At 54.5% G+C, this 17,446-nt stretch carries 14 protein-coding genes; 8 read left to right on the plus strand and 6 right to left on the minus strand.

Translation table 11 applies throughout. The features are described 5' to 3' along the window. Positions 1-64: 64 nt before the first annotated feature. The 3 genes from DD586_RS18930 to pilM are packed head-to-tail and all read right to left on the minus strand — an operon-like array spanning position 65 to position 2,054. Positions 65-625, minus strand: a complete 561-nt coding sequence (locus DD586_RS18930) for a hypothetical protein (protein WP_012886407.1) — start codon at positions 623-625, stop codon at positions 65-67. After that, positions 622-1,182, minus strand: coding sequence for a PilN domain-containing protein (locus DD586_RS18935; protein ID WP_012886408.1), 561 nt, complete (start codon positions 1,180-1,182; stop codon positions 622-624). The genes DD586_RS18930 and DD586_RS18935 overlap by 4 nt, the downstream gene beginning before the upstream one ends. After that, complete coding sequence (gene pilM, locus DD586_RS18940; RefSeq protein ID WP_012886409.1) at positions 1,176-2,054, minus strand: type IV pilus biogenesis protein PilM; 879 nt, start codon at positions 2,052-2,054, stop codon at positions 1,176-1,178. Before pilM ends, DD586_RS18935 begins: the two co-directional genes overlap by 7 nt. Before the next feature lie 255 nt (positions 2,055-2,309). On the opposite strand from pilM, the gene mrcA reads away from it, so the two are divergent. Beyond that, positions 2,310-4,868: a peptidoglycan glycosyltransferase/peptidoglycan DD-transpeptidase MrcA gene (gene mrcA, locus DD586_RS18945; protein ID WP_012886410.1), complete on the plus strand. Its 2,559-nt coding sequence runs from the start codon at positions 2,310-2,312 to the stop codon at positions 4,866-4,868. 155 nt (positions 4,869-5,023) lie between these two features. Here the strand turns inward: mrcA and nudE are convergent, their stop codons facing one another. After that, positions 5,024-5,578 (minus strand): ADP compounds hydrolase NudE, encoded by a 555-nt coding sequence (nudE, locus tag DD586_RS18950; protein WP_012886412.1) that lies wholly within the window; start codon positions 5,576-5,578, stop codon positions 5,024-5,026. Between the two features lie 422 nt (positions 5,579-6,000). On the opposite strand from nudE, the gene DD586_RS18955 reads away from it, so the two are divergent. The 5 genes from DD586_RS18955 to pckA all read left to right on the plus strand — a co-directional run bounded on the left by DD586_RS18955 (position 6,001) and on the right by pckA (position 12,165). Continuing rightward, positions 6,001-8,136, plus strand: a complete 2,136-nt coding sequence (locus DD586_RS18955; protein WP_012886413.1) for an intracellular growth attenuator family protein — start codon at positions 6,001-6,003, stop codon at positions 8,134-8,136. A gap of 113 nt (positions 8,137-8,249) precedes the next feature. Beyond that, a complete protein-coding gene (gene yrfG, locus DD586_RS18960) occupies positions 8,250-8,954 on the plus strand; it encodes a GMP/IMP nucleotidase (RefSeq protein ID WP_012886414.1) in 705 nt (234 codons plus the stop codon). After that, a complete protein-coding gene (hslR, locus tag DD586_RS18965; protein ID WP_012886415.1) occupies positions 8,951-9,364 on the plus strand; it encodes a ribosome-associated heat shock protein Hsp15 in 414 nt (137 codons plus the stop codon). Before yrfG ends, hslR begins: the two co-directional genes overlap by 4 nt. A gap of 25 nt (positions 9,365-9,389) precedes the next feature. Beyond that, the gene (gene hslO, locus DD586_RS18970; RefSeq protein ID WP_012886416.1) at positions 9,390-10,262 is read left to right on the plus strand and encodes an Hsp33 family molecular chaperone HslO; all 873 of its coding nucleotides are present in this window, start codon (positions 9,390-9,392) and stop codon (positions 10,260-10,262) included. 283 nt (positions 10,263-10,545) lie between these two features. Continuing rightward, entirely contained in the window at positions 10,546-12,165 is a 1,620-nt protein-coding gene (gene pckA, locus DD586_RS18975) for a phosphoenolpyruvate carboxykinase (ATP) (protein WP_012886417.1), read from the plus strand. Positions 12,166-12,274: 109 nt separating this feature from the next. On the opposite strand, the gene envZ is transcribed toward pckA, so the two are convergent. Both envZ and ompR read right to left on the minus strand, forming a co-directional pair. Then, on the minus strand, positions 12,275-13,687 hold the full coding sequence (gene envZ / locus DD586_RS18980; RefSeq protein ID WP_012886418.1) for a two-component system sensor histidine kinase EnvZ: 1,413 nt from the start codon (positions 13,685-13,687) through the stop codon (positions 12,275-12,277). After that, positions 13,684-14,403, minus strand: coding sequence for an osmolarity response regulator transcription factor OmpR (ompR, locus tag DD586_RS18985; protein WP_001157747.1), 720 nt, complete (start codon positions 14,401-14,403; stop codon positions 13,684-13,686). The genes envZ and ompR overlap by 4 nt, the downstream gene beginning before the upstream one ends. 270 nt (positions 14,404-14,673) lie before the next feature. Here ompR and greB point away from each other — a divergent pair, with 270 nt between their 5' ends. Then, positions 14,674-15,156: a transcription elongation factor GreB gene (gene greB, locus DD586_RS18990; RefSeq protein WP_012886419.1), complete on the plus strand. Its 483-nt coding sequence runs from the start codon at positions 14,674-14,676 to the stop codon at positions 15,154-15,156. Positions 15,157-15,299: 143 nt separating this feature from the next. Next, positions 15,300-17,321, plus strand: coding sequence for an LTA synthase family protein (locus DD586_RS18995; protein WP_012886420.1), 2,022 nt, complete (start codon positions 15,300-15,302; stop codon positions 17,319-17,321). Positions 17,322-17,446: the final 125 nt, after the last annotated feature.

The following is a 17,446-nucleotide window of genomic DNA, read 5'->3' on the forward strand; positions in this document are numbered from 1 at the left end:
AGCGCCGCTGTACTCACCACGCCAAGAAGCCCCCCGACACACAGTGCACAGCCTTGCCAACGACTCATTGCCCCACCTTCGCTGATGGCGCTTGCGGCAATGAGAGCCGCAGTTCGGTACGCAGCCCAACAGGCGCTTTGCGGATAGTAATGTGGTCGATGCGCAGCACCACTGGCAGCGCTTGAAAACGCGACAGGAAATTCAGGGTTGCACCGTACTGCGCATTAAAAACCAGTAACCAGGCAGGTGACCCGCCATTAGCGCCCTCCGACAGCAATGGATGCCAGCTTTCAAGCTGAACACCACTGTCTCGTAATGGCGCATCCAGTAACGACGCAATGCGATTTACCGACCTGTCCTCGGCCAGGGAAGGGTGTTCAGCAAGCCAACGTTGTAATACGTATAGCGCCGGTAACGCGGTAATTTTCTCTCGCCACTGTCTGATGACCTGTTCACTATCACGGACTTGCTGTTCGAGTTGCAGTAATTGTCGCTGCTCCGCCTGCATCCACACGCCACCGATGACAAACGCCCCTAACATGACCACCATTGGAGGGACCAGCAACCACAACCATAGCGGTGCTGCCAGCCAATGCGCGACCCGGGGATAAAGCCAGCTCATCATCCTTTCACTCCCACTTCGCCTATAACCTGCCAGTGCAGACGTAACGAAAAACTCAGCCGGGCGCTATTCTTAGGATCGCGATCGGCCTGTTGCACACTGGCATGGGCTATTTGCGGCAATGCCGACATTGCCTTCGCCAGCGTGACAATAGCCGAATAGTGATTACTCACTCCTGACAACGATAAACGCACGCCGTTATCGCCAATTTCTGTCAGCCAAAGTGCATCAGGCATCAGCGTCGGTAGTTGTGCAAGCAGGGTTTGATAACGCTGGTTCTGACGTTGGCTCTGCTCTTGTGCTGCCAGTTGCGCCAACTGGGTTTCACGTCGCTGCCAGGCAGCAAACGTATGGTGGTGGAGCTGTTCATAGCGCACCTGTTGCGACTGTGTCAGCCCGACCTGCTGTTGCCGCCATGCCAGTTGTTGGCGGTAGTTCACGCAGGCGATGACTGCCGCATAACCAACAATCACCACCACGATACCGGTCAGCAACAGGCTTAAGCGTATACGCCGGTAAAACAGGCGAGGTCGCCACGCCAGAAGATTCACAGTCAGCATGGTGAATCCTCCGGGCGGATCGCCAGCCCCCCTGCAATGGCAAAAGCGGCAGGAAACGCGGGTAATGGGGGTTGTTGTTGCGCAAATGCCGTCAGAGGCGACCAGGAAATCAGCCCGGCAGACGCTTGCTGCAACGTCATAGGAACAGAGGCACTGAGATAGGCTGCAGGCGAAATCTCTTTTTGATAGCAAGTGCTCACGTACTTTAATAGTTCGTGCTCAGCCCACGTACCCGACGGGTCGCCCGCTATCTCATCTGGATGAAACGTGCCGAATGCCAAAGGCGTGTCCAGCGGTGACACCCACAGCCAGTGATCATCAAACCGATGCAACAGCACACGATCGCCAGCCAGCCCGGCCCGTGCCGCCATACACCGCAATGCGCAAGGTGTGATATCTACCGCATCGGGCTGCAGACCGGCATCACGCAGGCAATGCAGCCAGACATCCAGTTCCGTCTGACGTGCCGCGGTGACCAGCAGCTTATTGGGGGCCTGCGGATCAGGACGATAATCCAGCGCCAGATCGTCGCCGCTCACTGGCAGCACTTTGGCCGCCATTTTACGAATATATTCGCCACGTTGCGGTTCACGCAGACGATGGTCAGGCATCGCCAGCCGTTGTTGCAGTACGCGCGGGGCGGGAAACCCCAACCGTAGTGAAACAAATCGTGGCAATTCATGCCGCCATTGACGAAGAACCGTACAAAGTGCAGCGGGATGATGTAGACTACCGCCGCGTAATGTGCCGTCTGGTAACGGCAATTGCCACCAATGGCGTAATTGCCAGCTATGTCGGCGACGTTGTACGGCCAGGGCGCGCATTACGCCGTTCTGAATGTCCAACCCAACCTGCCAGATGGGATAAGCCATGAATGTTCGATCTCCTTATCGTTTCATACAGAACAGATACCCGATGGACGTCGCGGTGCAGGTAAGGCGGTCATAGAGTCATACCCGGTTTACGGCGCCCCGCAAGGGAAGAGGACCATAAAAAGCCGGGTACAGCGGGCCACCATGCGCCTGTAATCTGAAAGACGACGGGTATATCCACCTTGCTGGCTTCCCTTTATACTAGCGCCCGTCTGTTTATAAACTATTCAATTGCTACTGAATGGAAAATCTCCGGTGAAGTTCGTAAAGTATCTATTCATCCTTGCAGTGAGTTGCATTCTGCTGGGAGTCGCTTCGCTCTATGGCCTTTATCGCTATATCGAGCCACAGTTACCCGATGTCGCTACGTTGAAAGATGTCCGCCTGCAAACTCCGATGCAGGTTTACAGTGCTGACGGCGAGCTGATCGCCCAGTTTGGTGAGAAGCGTCGTATCCCGCTGAAGCTGGACCAGATCCCGCCGATGATGGTTAACGCGTTTATCGCCACGGAAGACAGCCGTTTCTTTGAACATCACGGTGTTGACCCGCAGGGGATTATTCGTGCGGCGGTGATTGCCCTGACCTCTGGCCATGCATCGCAAGGGGCAAGTACCATCACCCAGCAGCTGGCACGTAATTTCTTCCTGAGTCCTGAGCGCACGCTGTTGCGTAAGATTAAGGAAGTGTTTCTGGCTATCCGCATCGAACAAACGCTGACCAAAGACGAAATCCTGGAACTGTATCTGAACAAGATCTATCTGGGATACCGCGCTTACGGCGTTGGTGCCGCCGCACAGGTCTATTTCGGACAACCCGTCGACCAGTTGACGCTGGCGCAAATGGCAATGATTGCCGGTTTGCCGAAAGCGCCGTCCACCTTTAACCCGCTTTACTCTTACGATCGAGCAGTGGCGCGTCGTAACGTGGTGCTGTCGCGTATGCTGGACGAGAACTACATTACGCAGGCGCAGTACGATCAGGCCCGTAACGAAAAGCTGGTGGCGGACTATCACGCACCAGAAATCGCCTTCTCCGCGCCCTATATGGCCGAAATGGTTCGCCAGGAAATGGTGAAGCGCTACGGCGAAGATGCGTATAGCGATGGTTATCAGGTCTACACCACTATCACCCGCAAACTGCAATTGGCAGCGGAAGACGCGGTACACAACAACGTTATCGCCTACGATATGCGTCACGGCTATCGCGGCCCGGACCAGGTGCTGTGGAAAGTCGGTACCCCTGCATTGACGCAGGATAAGATTGTCGAGGCACTGAAAAAATTACCGGTTTACGGGCCGTTGTTCCCGGCAGTCGTCACCGATACCAGTGCCGACAAAGCCCATGCCGTGATGGCTAACGGCGATAAGATCGAACTGCCAATGTTGGGTGTACGCTGGGCACGCGCCTATCGTTCAGATGACCAGCAAGGCCCCACGCCAAAACGCGTCACCGATGTACTGGCTGCAGGTCAGCAAATCTGGGTACGCAAAGTCGACAACGACTGGTGGTTGGCGCAGGTGCCTGACGTCAACTCGGCGCTGGTCTCCCTCAATCCGACAGACGGCGCGATACTGGCGCTGGTCGGCGGATTTGATTTCAATCAGAGTAAGTTCAACCGTGCCACGCAGGCGCTGCGTCAGGTGGGGTCGAATATCAAGCCATTCCTGTACACCGCCGCGATGGATAAAGGCCTGACGCTGGCGACTATCCTCAACGACGCCCCGATTACACGCTGGGATCCCGGTGCCGGTTCCGACTGGAGCCCGAAAAACTCACCGCCGGTCTACGACGGCCCAATCCGTTTGCGCCAGGGCCTGGGACAGTCGAAAAACGTGGTGATGGTGCGTGCAATGCGTGCGATGGGCGTGGATTACGCCGCTAATTATCTGGAACGCTTCGGCTTCCCGGAACAGAACATCGTACATACCGAATCACTGGCGCTAGGTGCCGCGTCGTTTACGCCGTTGCAGGTAGTGCGTGGTTACTCGGTAATGGCTAACGGCGGCTATCTGGTCGACCCTTACTTCATCACCAAAATCGACAACGCTGCCGGTAATACCGTTTTCAGCGCCACACCGAAAATCGTGTGTGATACCTGCAATCTGCCGGTCATTTACGGCGATACCCAACGTTCCGCCGTCCTGTCGGATGACAGCATGGAGAACGTGGCGACATCGCAGGAAAATCCGGTGCAGGCTGCCCCGCAGGTTGACCCGATTACACCGTCAGAAGTCGCCAGACAGGCCGCCGCCCAACCGTACGCCCCGCATGTGATCAGTACGCCTTTGGCCTTCCTGATCAAAGACGCGCTCAACAGTAACGTGTTTGGCGAACCGGGCTGGATGGGTACCGGCTGGCGTGCGGGTAAAGTACTGCAACGCCATGATATTGGTGGCAAAACTGGTACTACCAACAACTCGAAAGACGCCTGGTTCTCCGGTTATGGCGCGAATATTGTTGCTTCGGTGTGGATTGGTTTTGACGATCACCGCCGTGATCTTGGCCGCACATCGGCATCTGGTGTCATTCGCGACCAGATTTCCGGTTATGAAGGCGGAGCAAAAAGTGCTGAACCTGCCTGGGATGACTATATGAAGGTGGCGCTGGCTGGCGTACCAGAACAGCCGAAGACGCCGCCGCAGGGCGTCGTGACGGTCACTATCGATCGCAGCACCGGCAAACTGTCGGATGGCGGCGGGAATAGCCGTCAGGAGTATTTCATCGACGGTACGCAACCCACCGAGCGGGCAGCGCATGACGCGGGTACCACGCTGTACAACACCAGCAGCGGTCAGGCAGAAGAGCTATTCTGATGCGAACACGCGGTGCAGCGCTGATGGGGCTGCGCCACGACTGCGATAACCACACAGCAAAAAGGCGCGATATTCGCGCCTTTTTCTTTATCTGGATCGACTGCTTTATCTGGGCTGTGATAAAGCGATTGTTTTGACAAGTCGTGTTTTGATAATTAGCCCTGCTGCGCTAAAAACTGTTGCGCTAAAAATAACGCACTCACGTTACGCGCCTCGCGAAAATCCGGCTCTTTCAGCAGCGACATCATGTTTGCCAGCGGCCAGCGAACTAACTGCAACGGTTCTGGCTCGTCACCTTGTAAGCGTTTCGGATAAAGACCGCTCGCCACCACGATATTCATGCTGCTGGAAAAATACGACGGCGCCATCGTCAGGGTGGATAACAATTCAAACCGTTCGGCGCCAAAACCGACCTCTTCCATCAGTTCACGGTTAGCCGCTTCAAACACGGTCTCACCTGGGTCAATCAGCCCTTTGGGGAACCCCAATTCATACTGCTCAATCCCTACCGCATATTCACGAATCAACAACAGTTCATCGCCGATGACCGGTACTATCATCACCGCTTCACGGCCTGACGGACGCATACGTTCATAGATGCGGCGCTCACCGTTGCTAAACTCCAGATCAACAGCCTCCACATTGAACAGATGTGAACGGGCTACGGTCTCAACCTTGAGGATTTTAGGTTTTTGCAGGTTATTATCCATCGTGGCCTCGATGAGGAAACCGCAACAGGCTTTCCCCGTTCAGGCCTGTGTCGGCACGGAACACAAACTGGTAGAGCCGCGATTTCCTGCAAAATATTCAGTAAGTCATATTGTGCGTTAACATTAACAGTCGCTGCAACTCTATCATGGTGAATTTACATATTCGCAACAACGCTCACACATTAGTTTTTTTTATACAAAAAACGACGGTATGACGATGCGCCTCCACCATAAACCCATCAGAAAAAATTCAGATTTTCCTCATTTTCGCGTTCGAGCTAGCTTGCTAATATGCGCTGTTAAATAAGTAATAGTCGGTTAATTCAGTTATTAACTGTACGACGTGGGTTAACATTGTTCGTGTAGTTTTGTTACTATCCGGGAATAACAGGGGGAACCTTACGCTGTTGGCTGGAGATAATATGCGCACAATACTCATCATATTGGCTGTATTGTTTGCCTGTCTAATTGTCGTGGGGGGGATCATTGGCTATCTCATGTATCGTCGTCTTCTATTCGCCAAACGTTTGCCGGTTACACCATCGGGACATCGTCAGCTGACAGCGTCGGAACGTATTGCCGTCGAACGCTATCTGGCCATGGCCCACATAGACAGTCCAGTTTCTGTGTCTGTTCCGGCCACCTTGCCCCGTCTGCTACCGGGCAATCGGGTGTATCCCATAACCCATAGCATCACCCGCTATGGGCTGAGTACCGACGCGCCCAACAAATGGCGCTATTATATCGATACTCAGGAAATCCACCTGCCTGCACGTTGGGAGCAATACATCACTCAGAACAATGAAATCGAACTGATCAAAACCCGTTCGATCCCACTGGTGATTTCGTTGAACGGCCACTCATTGACGGAAGTAGTGACCGAGATGGATTCGTTCGCCGGTTCAGACATCCCTGGCGAACAGGCATACATTCGCCCGGAAAGCTACGAACACACCGAGCTGGTCGCTATCCGCAAGGAAACGCCGGAAGAGCATGCCGTGCACCGTTCACGCGGCCTGCGTGAAACCGGAGTACTGAGTCTGGCGTTTCTGCTGCTGGTGTTTAGCCTGACCAGTCCGCTGACGATGTTGCCCTGGCTGGCCGGTGCCGCTTGCCTGATGGCCGCCTGGGGATGCTGGCAGTTGTTTCGACCTCCGTCGCAAAAAGAACTGCGCGAAGTGCATTGCCTGCATGGCACACCACAATGCATGGGATTATTCAGCGACACCACACAAAGCCAGATCAGCAATGTCTCGCTCGGCAATATCGACCTTATTTATCCCCCCCACTGGCAGCCTTACATTGGCTACGACCTCGGCAAAAAAACCGATGTGGATATTTATCTGACCCGCCAGGTCGTGCGTCAGGGCAACTATCTGTCCTTACATAACGAAGTCAAATTCTTCCCGCTACAGCAATGGGGCAAAAACGCCGTACTGGCTGTCGGTGCTCTGCTCAGCCTGATCCTACTGTTGACGTCAGTGCCGCTTGATCTTCCCTTAAAGCTCAGTCTGGCCTGGGTTCAGGGTGCCAGCAGCATCAAGGTGACCCAGGTCGAAGATCTGGAGCGCATGCCGCTGCACATTGGCGATAAATTACAAGTACGCGGCAGCGGGATGTGCTATGTGCCGCCGATTAGCCTCAACCCAACGGCGTCCAGGGTCTCGCCTTTCGCCCCGTTTGACTGCGCCGCCATTTACTGGAATAAAGCGGCACCGCTGCCATTACCCGAATCGGACACTATCGAGAAAACCGCAGCCTTGCAAAAGACGGTGAACGAGCAGTTACACCCCGCCGCCAGCGATAATCAGGTCAGTTCCCAGTTGGCAGATGCTATTCAGAAATCCGGTATGATTCTGCTCAATAACTTCTCCGATATCGTGCTGAAAACCGATGCCTTATGTGAGAAAGAAGAAGATTGTATCCGGCTCAAAAATGCGCTGATCAATTTAGGCAATGCCAAAAACTGGGACCTGTTGGTTAAACGGGCGCGCTCCGGGGCGCTAAAAGGCATGAGCGTGGTGTTACGCCCGGTCAGTGCTGAATCACTGGATGGATTGGTGAAAAACGCCACCGACGAGTTCTACAGCCGCGAAATCATTACCGCCTCCAATTCACTGAACAGCCCGCCGCCGGGCGGTTTTCTGATTCGCAGTGACGAAGGTCGGCAATTCGTCAATCATCAGGCTCCGGTCGCACCGCTGCGCGATCTCCCGCCGCAGGAGCAATGGCAGGAACTTCAACGCCTGTCCTCGCTGTTGCTGCATACGCCGTTTGAAGCCAGCGGCGTGATAACCCAGATCAGTATCGACGCCAATGGTACCCGCCATATTTCGCTGCATAGCGAGCCTGATGCCGTTACCATGTGGCGCTCACTGGGTGCCTGCCTGCTGTTGCTGACCTTTAGCGTCATTCTGGTGCTGAATCTGCTGCTGCTGCTGGTCAAACGCCGCCGCAGCCAACAGCGTATTGCCAATATTCAGCAATACTATGCGCGCCATCTGGTGCCGGAAGCCCCGACCGCCAATCCCCTGTACGGCAATGCGGTTCACCCCTAGCTCACCTCAATCGATACGTGCTATCAGCCGCGTTTAGCGGTTATGCTACGCAAATCATATCGACTACCCCGCTTCCGGTTACACCGGAAACGGGGCATTGTCCTGGAGTATGTATGAATCCCGAACTGAACTGGAATGAGATCGATACCGTTTTGCTGGATATGGACGGTACGCTGCTCGACCTTGCGTTCGACAGCTATTTCTGGCTGCAATTGGTACCGGAATCCCTGAGTCGTCAGCGTGAGATCAGCCTGGATCAGGCACAGCAGTTGATCGCGGTGGAATACCAGGCGGTGCGTCATACCCTGAACTGGTACTGCTTCGATTACTGGAGTGAACGACTGGGGCTGGATATTTACCAGATGACCAGTGACATCGGCCACCGCGCCCGCTTGCGGGATGACACCACGCCATTTCTGCACGCACTGCGTAAAAGCGGTCGTCGGTCGGTTTTGCTGACCAACGCCCACCCGCATAGCCTGTCAGTCAAGGTGGCCCATACCGGGCTGGATAGGCACCTTGATTTATTGCTTTCCACCCATACTTATGGGTATCCCAAGGAAGATCAGCGATTATGGCGGGCGGTGCAGGAAGACATCGGGTTTAACCCGGAACGAACCCTGTTTGTGGATGACAGCGAGCCAATACTGGATGCCGCCAGAACCTTCGGTATCCGCTATTGTCTGGGTGTCCGCAATCCTGACTCAACCAGCCAGCAGGAAAATCGCTTCCGGCAACACCCATCGATGAACAACTATCTGGCCTTTCTGCCGGACATTCATCAGTCGATTCGCGTCGGCAATCAGGAGTGTTCATGAGTAAAGACCGTCAGCACGATGACGACAACGCCGTCCGGTTAGATAAGTGGCTATGGGCTGCGCGTTTTTACAAAACCCGTGCCCTGGCGCGTGAGATGATCGACGGCGGCAAAGTGCACTATAACGGCCAGCGCAGCAAACCGGGCAAACTGGTGGAATTAGATGCCGAAATTACGCTGCGTCAGGGTAACGATACGCGCACGGTAATGGTTCGCGCCATCAGCGATCAGCGCCGCACGGCGGCACAAGCGCAGGCGTTATATGAAGAAACGCCGCAGAGTATTGAAAAGCGTGAAAAGCTGGCGCAAGCCAGAAAGCTGAATGCCCTGTCGATGCCACACCCGGACCGGCGGCCGGATAAAAAAGAGCGTCGGGATTTAATCAAATTCAAATACAGTGATACGGAATAAGCCGTCGTCACCACGAGAGAACATTATGGCCAATCATGACCAATTGCATCGTTACCTGTTCGAAAATCATGCTGTTCGCGGCGAACTGGTCACGGTAAGCGACACCTTCCAGCACATGCTGGCGAATCACGACTACCCGGCACCGGTAAAAAACCTGCTGGGCGAGATGCTGGTAGCCACCAGCCTGTTGACCGCTACGCTCAAATTCAGCGGCGATATCACGGTACAGTTACAGGGCGACGGCCCGCTGAAACTGGCGGTGATTAACGGTAACCACCAGCAGCAAATGCGCGGCGTTGCGCGTTTGCAAGGCGACATTGCCGCCGACAGTTCACTGCGCGACATGGTCGGCAACGGTTATCTGGTGATAACGATCACCCCGACTGAAGGTGAACGTTATCAGGGCGTGGTGGGTCTGGATGGCGAGGATGTGGCGGCCTGTCTGGAAAATTACTTCCAGCAATCCGAGCAGTTACCAACGCGGCTGTTCATTCGCACCGGTGAGCATGATGGTCGCCAGTGCGCTGCCGGTATGCTGCTACAGGTGCTGCCCGCACAGCACGGCAACCGTGAGGATTTTGACCATCTCACACAGTTAACCGCCACGGTGAAAGCGGAAGAGCTGTTTGGCCTGCCAGCCAACGATGTGCTGTACCGTTTGTACCATCAGGAAAACGTCACGCTGTATGAGCCGCAGCCGGTCGAGTTCAAATGCCACTGTTCACGGGAACGTTGTGCTGACGCGCTGATGACGTTGCCAGCGGATGAGGTCAGCGATATCCTGGCGCAGGACGGGCAAATCGATATGCACTGCGACTATTGCGGCAGCCATTATCTGTTCAATACCCAGGACATCGACAATATTCGCCAGTCCAGCCCCAACCCAACTTTACATTAATCACGCTAATTATTTGCGCGCCATATCACGGCGTGTCAATCCATTACAGGTAGCCCGCTGGCGGGCTATCTGTGCTTTCAGATTAATCAGTACATAAATAAGCCACTGGTGTTTTTATCGCACTATTCTGTTTATATTCCAACCGTTTGCTTACTTTCCATTCACATGTATAAGCAAAGTTATTAATGAATTTATTTAATTTTTTGATTGGTATCGCGGTTAAAATAAGCTCACCTTCTAGACTTACTATGTAGTACAACTATAACGATCTAGGAGTAGCAACATGCAGATGAAAGGCATTACGCCAGAGGCACTGACGGCTTATGGTATTCATGATGTCCGCGAAATTGTCTACAACCCAAGCTACGATTTACTGTTTACTGAAGAGACATCCCCTACCCTGCAAGGCTATGAGCGCGGTATCGAAACCCAACTGGGTGCCGTTGCTGTGGATACTGGCATTTTCACTGGCCGTTCGCCGAAGGATAAGTACATCGTTCGCGACGATGTGACTCGTAATACTGTCTGGTGGTCTGATCAGGGCAAAGGCAAAAACGACAACCATCCGCTTAGCCAGGAAAACTGGCAACACCTGAAACAGCTGGTCACCAACCAGTTGTCGGGCAAACGCGTGTTTGTCGTTGATGCTTTCTGTGGCGCCAATGCCGATACTCGCCTGAAGGTCCGTTTTATCACTGAAGTGGCCTGGCAGGCTCACTTCGTGAAAAACATGTTTATTCGCCCCAGTGAGGAGGAGTTGCAGGGTTTCGAGCCGGATTTCATCGTGATGAACGGTGCGAAATGCACGAATCCGCAGTGGCAAGAACAAGGGCTGAACTCAGAGAACTTCGTGGCGTTCAACCTGACGGAGCGCATCCAGCTCATCGGCGGTACCTGGTACGGCGGCGAGATGAAGAAAGGGTTGTTCTCCATCATGAACTACCTGCTACCGCTCAAGGGCATCGCATCCATGCATTGCTCTGCCAACGTCGGCGAGAAAGGCGATGTCGCGGTGTTCTTCGGCTTGTCCGGTACTGGCAAAACCACGCTGTCCACCGACCCGAAACGCCAGTTGATCGGCGATGACGAGCACGGCTGGGATGATGACGGCGTGTTCAACTTCGAGGGTGGTTGCTATGCGAAAACCATCAACCTCTCCGCCGAAGCCGAACCGGACATTTACCACGCTATCCGGCGCGATGCGCTGCTGGAAAACGTGACGGTGCTGGCCGATGGCAGCGTTGATTTCAGCGACGGTTCTAAAACCGAAAACACCCGCGTGTCTTACCCGATCTATCACATCGATAATATCGTGAAGCCGGTGTCCAAAGCCGGGCACGCCACCAAGGTGATATTCCTGACCGCCGATGCTTTCGGCGTGCTGCCGCCGGTATCCCGCCTGACAGCGGACCAAACCCAGTACCACTTCCTGTCTGGTTTTACCGCCAAGCTGGCGGGAACCGAGCGCGGCGTCACCGAACCCACGCCAACCTTCTCCGCCTGCTTTGGCGCAGCGTTCCTGACACTGCACCCGACGCAGTACGCAGAAGTCCTGGTGAAACGTATGCAGGCAGCAGGTGCAAAAGCCTATCTGGTCAATACCGGCTGGAATGGCACCGGAAAACGAATCTCCATTAAGGACACCCGCGGCATTATCGACGCGATCCTCAATGGCAGCATCGATGACGCTGAAACCCAGACGTTGCCGATCTTCGATCTGGCGATCCCGACCGCATTGCCGGGTGTTGATCCAGCGATTCTGGATCCTCGCGACACCTACGCCTCTGTCGAGCAGTGGGAAGAAAAAGCACACGATCTGGCGCAGCGTTTTATCACCAACTTCGATAAATACACCGACACCCCAGCCGGTGCGGCACTGGTATCCGCCGGGCCGAAACGCTAACCTCGACGATCGCCGCCGCTCACCCGGCGGCGTTTTTCCGACAGCAAAAAGGCGCGATAACGCGCCTTTTCTTTGTTATTTTCACCGATTTCACCTCGGTGGGTCGATATTACTCTTTGTCTTGCCGGGTGCGACCTGTCTGCGTCGAGCTACGTCGATGGCCCTCACGCACACGGACTGAAGCCGTGCCGGATGGGTTCGGGAACGCCAGTGGTAAATAAGCCCGCACGCGCAGTCCGCCGCGCTCACTTTTCCCCACATCCAACGATCCGTTATGTGCGTCAATGATACGCTGCACGATCGCCAGGCCTAACCCGGTGCCACTGGTACTGCGGGCACTATCACCACGAACAAACGGCTGAAACAGGTGCGCCAACTGCGATGGGTCGATACCGGGGCCATCATCTTCCACCTGGAACCAGGCACGCTGTAATTCCCGGCCGCTGCTGACACGAATCCAGCCATTACCATAACGCGCAGCGTTCACGACCAGATTCGCTACCGCTCGTTTAATCGACAAGGGGCTGACCTTCATCGGCAGTTCGCCCAGAGTCAATTCACTGTCGATTTCCCGCTCATAACCGCTTTCAGACGCGACCACTTCACCCAGAATCGCATTGAGGTCAGCAACCTCCATCTGCATTTCCTGACCCGTGCGCAGGTAGTCGATGAACTGCTCGATGATGGCGTTACACTCTTCAATATCTTTATTGATAGATTCCGCCAGGTATTCATCTTCCTGGCCCATCATCTCGGTTGCCAGACGAATGCGGGTCAACGGCGTGCGTAAATCATGGCTGACGCCAGCCATCAGTAACGTTCGATCGTCCGCCAGTAGCTTGACCCCAGATGCCATCTGGTTGAAGGCCCGTGTCACCGAACGGACCTCCGAAGCACCATATTCACGTAACGGCGGCGGAATAATGCCTTTCCCCACCTGAATGGCAGCGTGCTCTAGCTCCACCAAGGGCCGATTCTGCACCCGAATAAATAGCCAGGCGCCACCGATCACCAGCAGCATAATAGCCAGGGTATAGCGAAACAGTGGCGAGAAGTCGCCCTGATGGATTTCCGTTAGCGGCACCCGAACCCAGATATCTGGCGATAGCCAGGTTTTCAGCCATACCACCGGCGTATTCTTGCTGACCTCAACCCGCACTTCGGTCGGCCCACCCAGTTGCTGCGCCATCTGCTGGCTCAGAAACTTGTAGTGCTGCGCCCAGCGCAACCCACTCTCTTCCGCTGCGGCGTTGGTGTAGAGCGAAATACCCAGTTCGCGATAAATCTCGCGCCGGAACGCCGGGGGGACGTCCAGCGTGGAACCATCTTCCAGTTGCAGCTTGTCCGTCATCAACATTCTGACCTCATAGGCCAGAACTTTGTTGAACTGTTGCAGACTGGGCAGAATCGCGAAGTTAAGCACCACCAGATAGGTGGTGACAAGGCTAACGAATAGCAGAGTAACAATCAGCAACAGCGTGCGGGCGAAGGCGCTGCGTGGTGAGAAGCGCCATCGAATCATGCTTTACTGCCGTCCGGCACAAAAACGTAACCCAGTCCCCACACGGTCTGGATATAACGCGGATGTGCCGGGTCTTCCTCTACCATGCGGCGCAAGCGGGAAATCTGCACGTCAATGGAACGTTCCATGGCGCTGTATTCACGGCCACGAGCCAGATTCATCAGTTTGTCGCGAGACAGCGGCTCACGCGGATGGCTCACCAGCGCCTTGAGTACCGCGAACTCGCCACTGGTCAGCGGCATGGGTTCATCGTCACGGAACATCTCGCGCGTGCCCAGATTCAGTTTAAATTTACCGAATGCGATGACCGCTTCTTCCTGTGACGGCGCACCGGGCAATTCATTCGCCTGACGGCGCAGTACCGCACGAATACGGGCCAGCAGTTCGCGTGGGTTAAACGGTTTGGGAATATAATCGTCCGCGCCGATTTCCAGCCCCACGATCCTGTCCACTTCTTCGCCTTTCGCCGTCACCATGATGATCGGCATCGGGTTGCTTTGACTACGCAGACGACGGCAGATGGACAACCCATCCTCGCCCGGCAGCATCAAATCCAACACCATCAGATGGAACGATTCGCGCGTCAGCAGGCGATCCATCTGTTCGGCATTGGCAACACTGCGTACCTGAAAACCCTGTTCGGTCAGATAGCGTTCCAATAACGCTCGCAGGCGCATATCGTCATCCACAACCAGAATTTTATAATTCTCTTGCATCTCTCTTCTCCAAAGACATGATAGCTGCCAGCGCTTGGTTCCATCACGAAACACAATCTAGTATTGTTCAGAAACCCGCAACGAACTGACAGCCGTTTCTGGTATACATTCTAGGCAAAATTGTTACAAAGGATATAAAAATACGTTGTAATCAAGCCGTTCCCGCCATAATACGCCGCAACCCTCGCTACAAATGACGATTTATCCGCTATGTTATCTCACCGTCGTCGATTATAACGATTTTATGATCTTCACATTTCAGAAAAGCGTATGAAAACCGATCTGATCACTCGCGAAGGCTATGAAGCCCTACATCAGGAACTGAACTATCTGTGGAAAGAGCGTCGCCCGGAAATCACAGAGAAGGTAGCCTGGGCGGCCAGTTTGGGCGATCGCAGCGAAAACGCCGATTACCTCTACAACAAACGCTTGTTGCGCGAAATCGACCGCCGGGTACGTTACTTGCGCAAACGCCTGCAGGTAGTGCGGGTGGTGGATTATTCCCCCCAGCAGGACGGCAAGGTATTCTTTGGCGCCTGGGTCGAGGTGGAAAACGAAGAGGGCGAGGTTAAACGCTTTCGTATCGTCGGGCCGGATGAAATCTATGGCCGTAAAGATTACATCTCGATTGACGCGCCAATGGCCCGCGCCCTGCTGAAAAAAGCGGTGGACGAAGAAGCGGTGGTCACTACACCTACCGGTCCCAGGGTCTGGTACGTCAATAAAATCGACTATCACCACCCGATTGACTGAGGGTGACAACAGGCAACGCTGAACTGAGCGGCAGGCCCCAGTCTGCCGTTCATATTTTCTTTCATCTTCCTGACATGTAACTGAGATTTTTTTGCAATAACCCCGTAGCATTCACCCCTACTGATAACACTCCAAGAATAAAAATGGACAACTACCAGCAGCATGCCCGCACCCTGTTAAAAACCCTGTGGTGCCAAATTTTATTATTGAGCCTGTTGTTGTCCGGCGCTCGTCTGACCATGTTTTCAGTGTTCGCCGACACACAGCAATTACACCATTACGACGCTGCCGTGAGGCTGATGTGGCTCACCGGGTTACGTTACGATTTACGTGCGGTATCCATCCTGCTGGCGCCGCTGCTGGTCATCGGCCTGGCGATGAGCGTGCATCGCACCGGCTGGCGCTGGGTGCAGCGTATTGCGCCCTGGTATCTGGGGGTATGCGCATTTCTGGTCAGCATCATCGCCATCATCAACTATTTTTATTACCAGACCTACCATACCTACATCGATATCTTCGCTTTCGGGCTCATTGACGATGGTCCAGTCGCCGTCATGACCACCATCTGGCAGGACTACCCGATTGTCAGATCACTACTGCTGGTAGCGTTGTTTGTCTGGCTGAGCAACCGACTGGGCAGGAAAGTTCTCTTTTCACAGCCTCAGCAGACTGGGTTTGCACAAATACGGCGGTCACGTTTGCTACCCAACCCGGTCTTTGTGGTGTACCTGCTGATCAGCCTGCTGGTGTTTTTCGCCATGATCCGCGGCAGCCTGAGCACCTTCCCACTGCGGCGTAACGACTCGCAAATTTCCTCCGTCACTATCCTCAATAAGCTCACCCCCAATGGTTTGATGGCATCGGCCTGGGCGATGGGGGACAGGGATGACGATATTCATTTCGAACCGGTAACACGTGCAGCGGGAGAGCAGTTGCGCACCCAAAGTGGGCTGGCCACACTGGAAAGCCGCACCCCCGCTAACCCCTGGCTGGCTCAGCATCGCCCCAACGTGGTAATGGCGTTGATGGAAAGCATGGGGAGTAATATGCTGGTGTACGATCACCTGCCGGATAACGACATGCTGGGTGCGCTGCGGCCCCATTTCGCGTCGGATTTCGTTTTCCGTCGCTTCGTATCAGAAGGCAATGGTACGGCACCGTCGTTCGCTGCGCTGTTTTTCCAAAGCCCTATCCAGAACCTCAGCCACTCATCCGCACAATATAAATCGCTGGATGACACACCTTACGCCACGTACAAAAAAGCGGGCTACAAAGTGATATTCATCACGTCCGGGAGCCGGATGTGGCGTAACTTCGGTAACTATTTGCCCCGGCTTGGGGTGGATGAAATTTACGACCAAAGTTCCCTGATGGAAAGCTACCCTGAATCACGCGCTATGCTGACCGACTGGGGCGTACCGGATGAATTTGCGTTTCGCCTGGCGCAACGTTTGCTGACAGAAGCGCACCAACCGCTCTTCATCAGTATTCTGACTGTCACCAACCATCCCCCTTACAAGGTTCCTGCCAGCTATCACCCACAACCAGTGCATGCCGGGCCGGAAATGATGGCACACGCCGAGGTAAGTCAACAGGAACAAGAATCCATCGCTGCCACCTACCAGTACGCCACCAATGCGCTGGGAGAATTTATCGCTGCGGTGAAATCCTCCCCGGTGGGAGAATCCACACTGATCGCGGCAACCGGCGACCATCAGATGCGCCGTCTGAAGGCACAGTATCCGCATGAGCAGTTTCTGGATCGTGCCGTCCCCTTCTATCTGTATGTGCCAAAAACCATTCTGGCGAACACCGCCTGGCGTTTTGACCCATCACGCCCCGGCTCGCACAAGGATATCTTCCCAACACTCTACGCTTACAGCCTCGCCGATACCCCCTATTACGCACTCGGCGGGCGCAATATGCTGGCGGAGCAGGACGACACCTCGCGTGCGTTTGGCTACAACCAGGTGTTGTGGATTGATGAACAAGGCGTGATTCCTATCGGCAGTACCGGACGTTACTCCTGGGATGCAACCAACCCGATGCTCACCCAGACAACCGCTCACCCCATCAGCACCGAGCAGCAACAGCGAATCGCGGCCTTCCCCGCCTTGCTGCATTGGCAGATTAACGCCCGCGAGCAGGGCTTCACCGAGAAGTAACCACTTACGATGCCTGCTCCTGCAGGCATCGTTACGCGCACTTGCTTTTGCTTTACCTCAATTACATTTAGAAAAATTAGTTCTAAGACTGAAATAAAGATGTCACTTCCCTCCCTTACCGTGGC

It is taken from the genome of Dickeya parazeae Ech586, from assembly GCF_000025065.1.
Lineage (GTDB): Bacteria > Pseudomonadota > Gammaproteobacteria > Enterobacterales > Enterobacteriaceae > Dickeya > Dickeya zeae.

Coding starts and splice junctions, on each gene's coding strand:
- DD586_RS18930 (WP_012886407.1), bottom strand. CDS start 625: ATGATGAGCTGGCTTTATCCCCGGGTCGCGCATTGGCTGGCAGCACCG.
- ompR (WP_001157747.1), bottom strand. CDS start 14,403: ATGCAAGAGAATTATAAAATTCTGGTTGTGGATGACGATATGCGCCTG.
- greB (WP_012886419.1), top strand. CDS start 14,674: ATGAAAACCGATCTGATCACTCGCGAAGGCTATGAAGCCCTACATCAG.
- pckA (WP_012886417.1), top strand. CDS start 10,546: ATGCAGATGAAAGGCATTACGCCAGAGGCACTGACGGCTTATGGTATT.
- DD586_RS18995 (WP_012886420.1), top strand. CDS start 15,300: ATGGACAACTACCAGCAGCATGCCCGCACCCTGTTAAAAACCCTGTGG.
- nudE (WP_012886412.1), bottom strand. CDS start 5,578: ATGGATAATAACCTGCAAAAACCTAAAATCCTCAAGGTTGAGACCGTA.
- pilM (WP_012886409.1), bottom strand. CDS start 2,054: ATGGCTTATCCCATCTGGCAGGTTGGGTTGGACATTCAGAACGGCGTA.
- DD586_RS18935 (WP_012886408.1), bottom strand. CDS start 1,182: ATGCTGACTGTGAATCTTCTGGCGTGGCGACCTCGCCTGTTTTACCGG.
- envZ (WP_012886418.1), bottom strand. CDS start 13,687: ATGATTCGATGGCGCTTCTCACCACGCAGCGCCTTCGCCCGCACGCTG.
- DD586_RS18955 (WP_012886413.1), top strand. CDS start 6,001: ATGCGCACAATACTCATCATATTGGCTGTATTGTTTGCCTGTCTAATT.
- hslR (WP_012886415.1), top strand. CDS start 8,951: ATGAGTAAAGACCGTCAGCACGATGACGACAACGCCGTCCGGTTAGAT.
- hslO (WP_012886416.1), top strand. CDS start 9,390: ATGGCCAATCATGACCAATTGCATCGTTACCTGTTCGAAAATCATGCT.
- yrfG (WP_012886414.1), top strand. CDS start 8,250: ATGAATCCCGAACTGAACTGGAATGAGATCGATACCGTTTTGCTGGAT.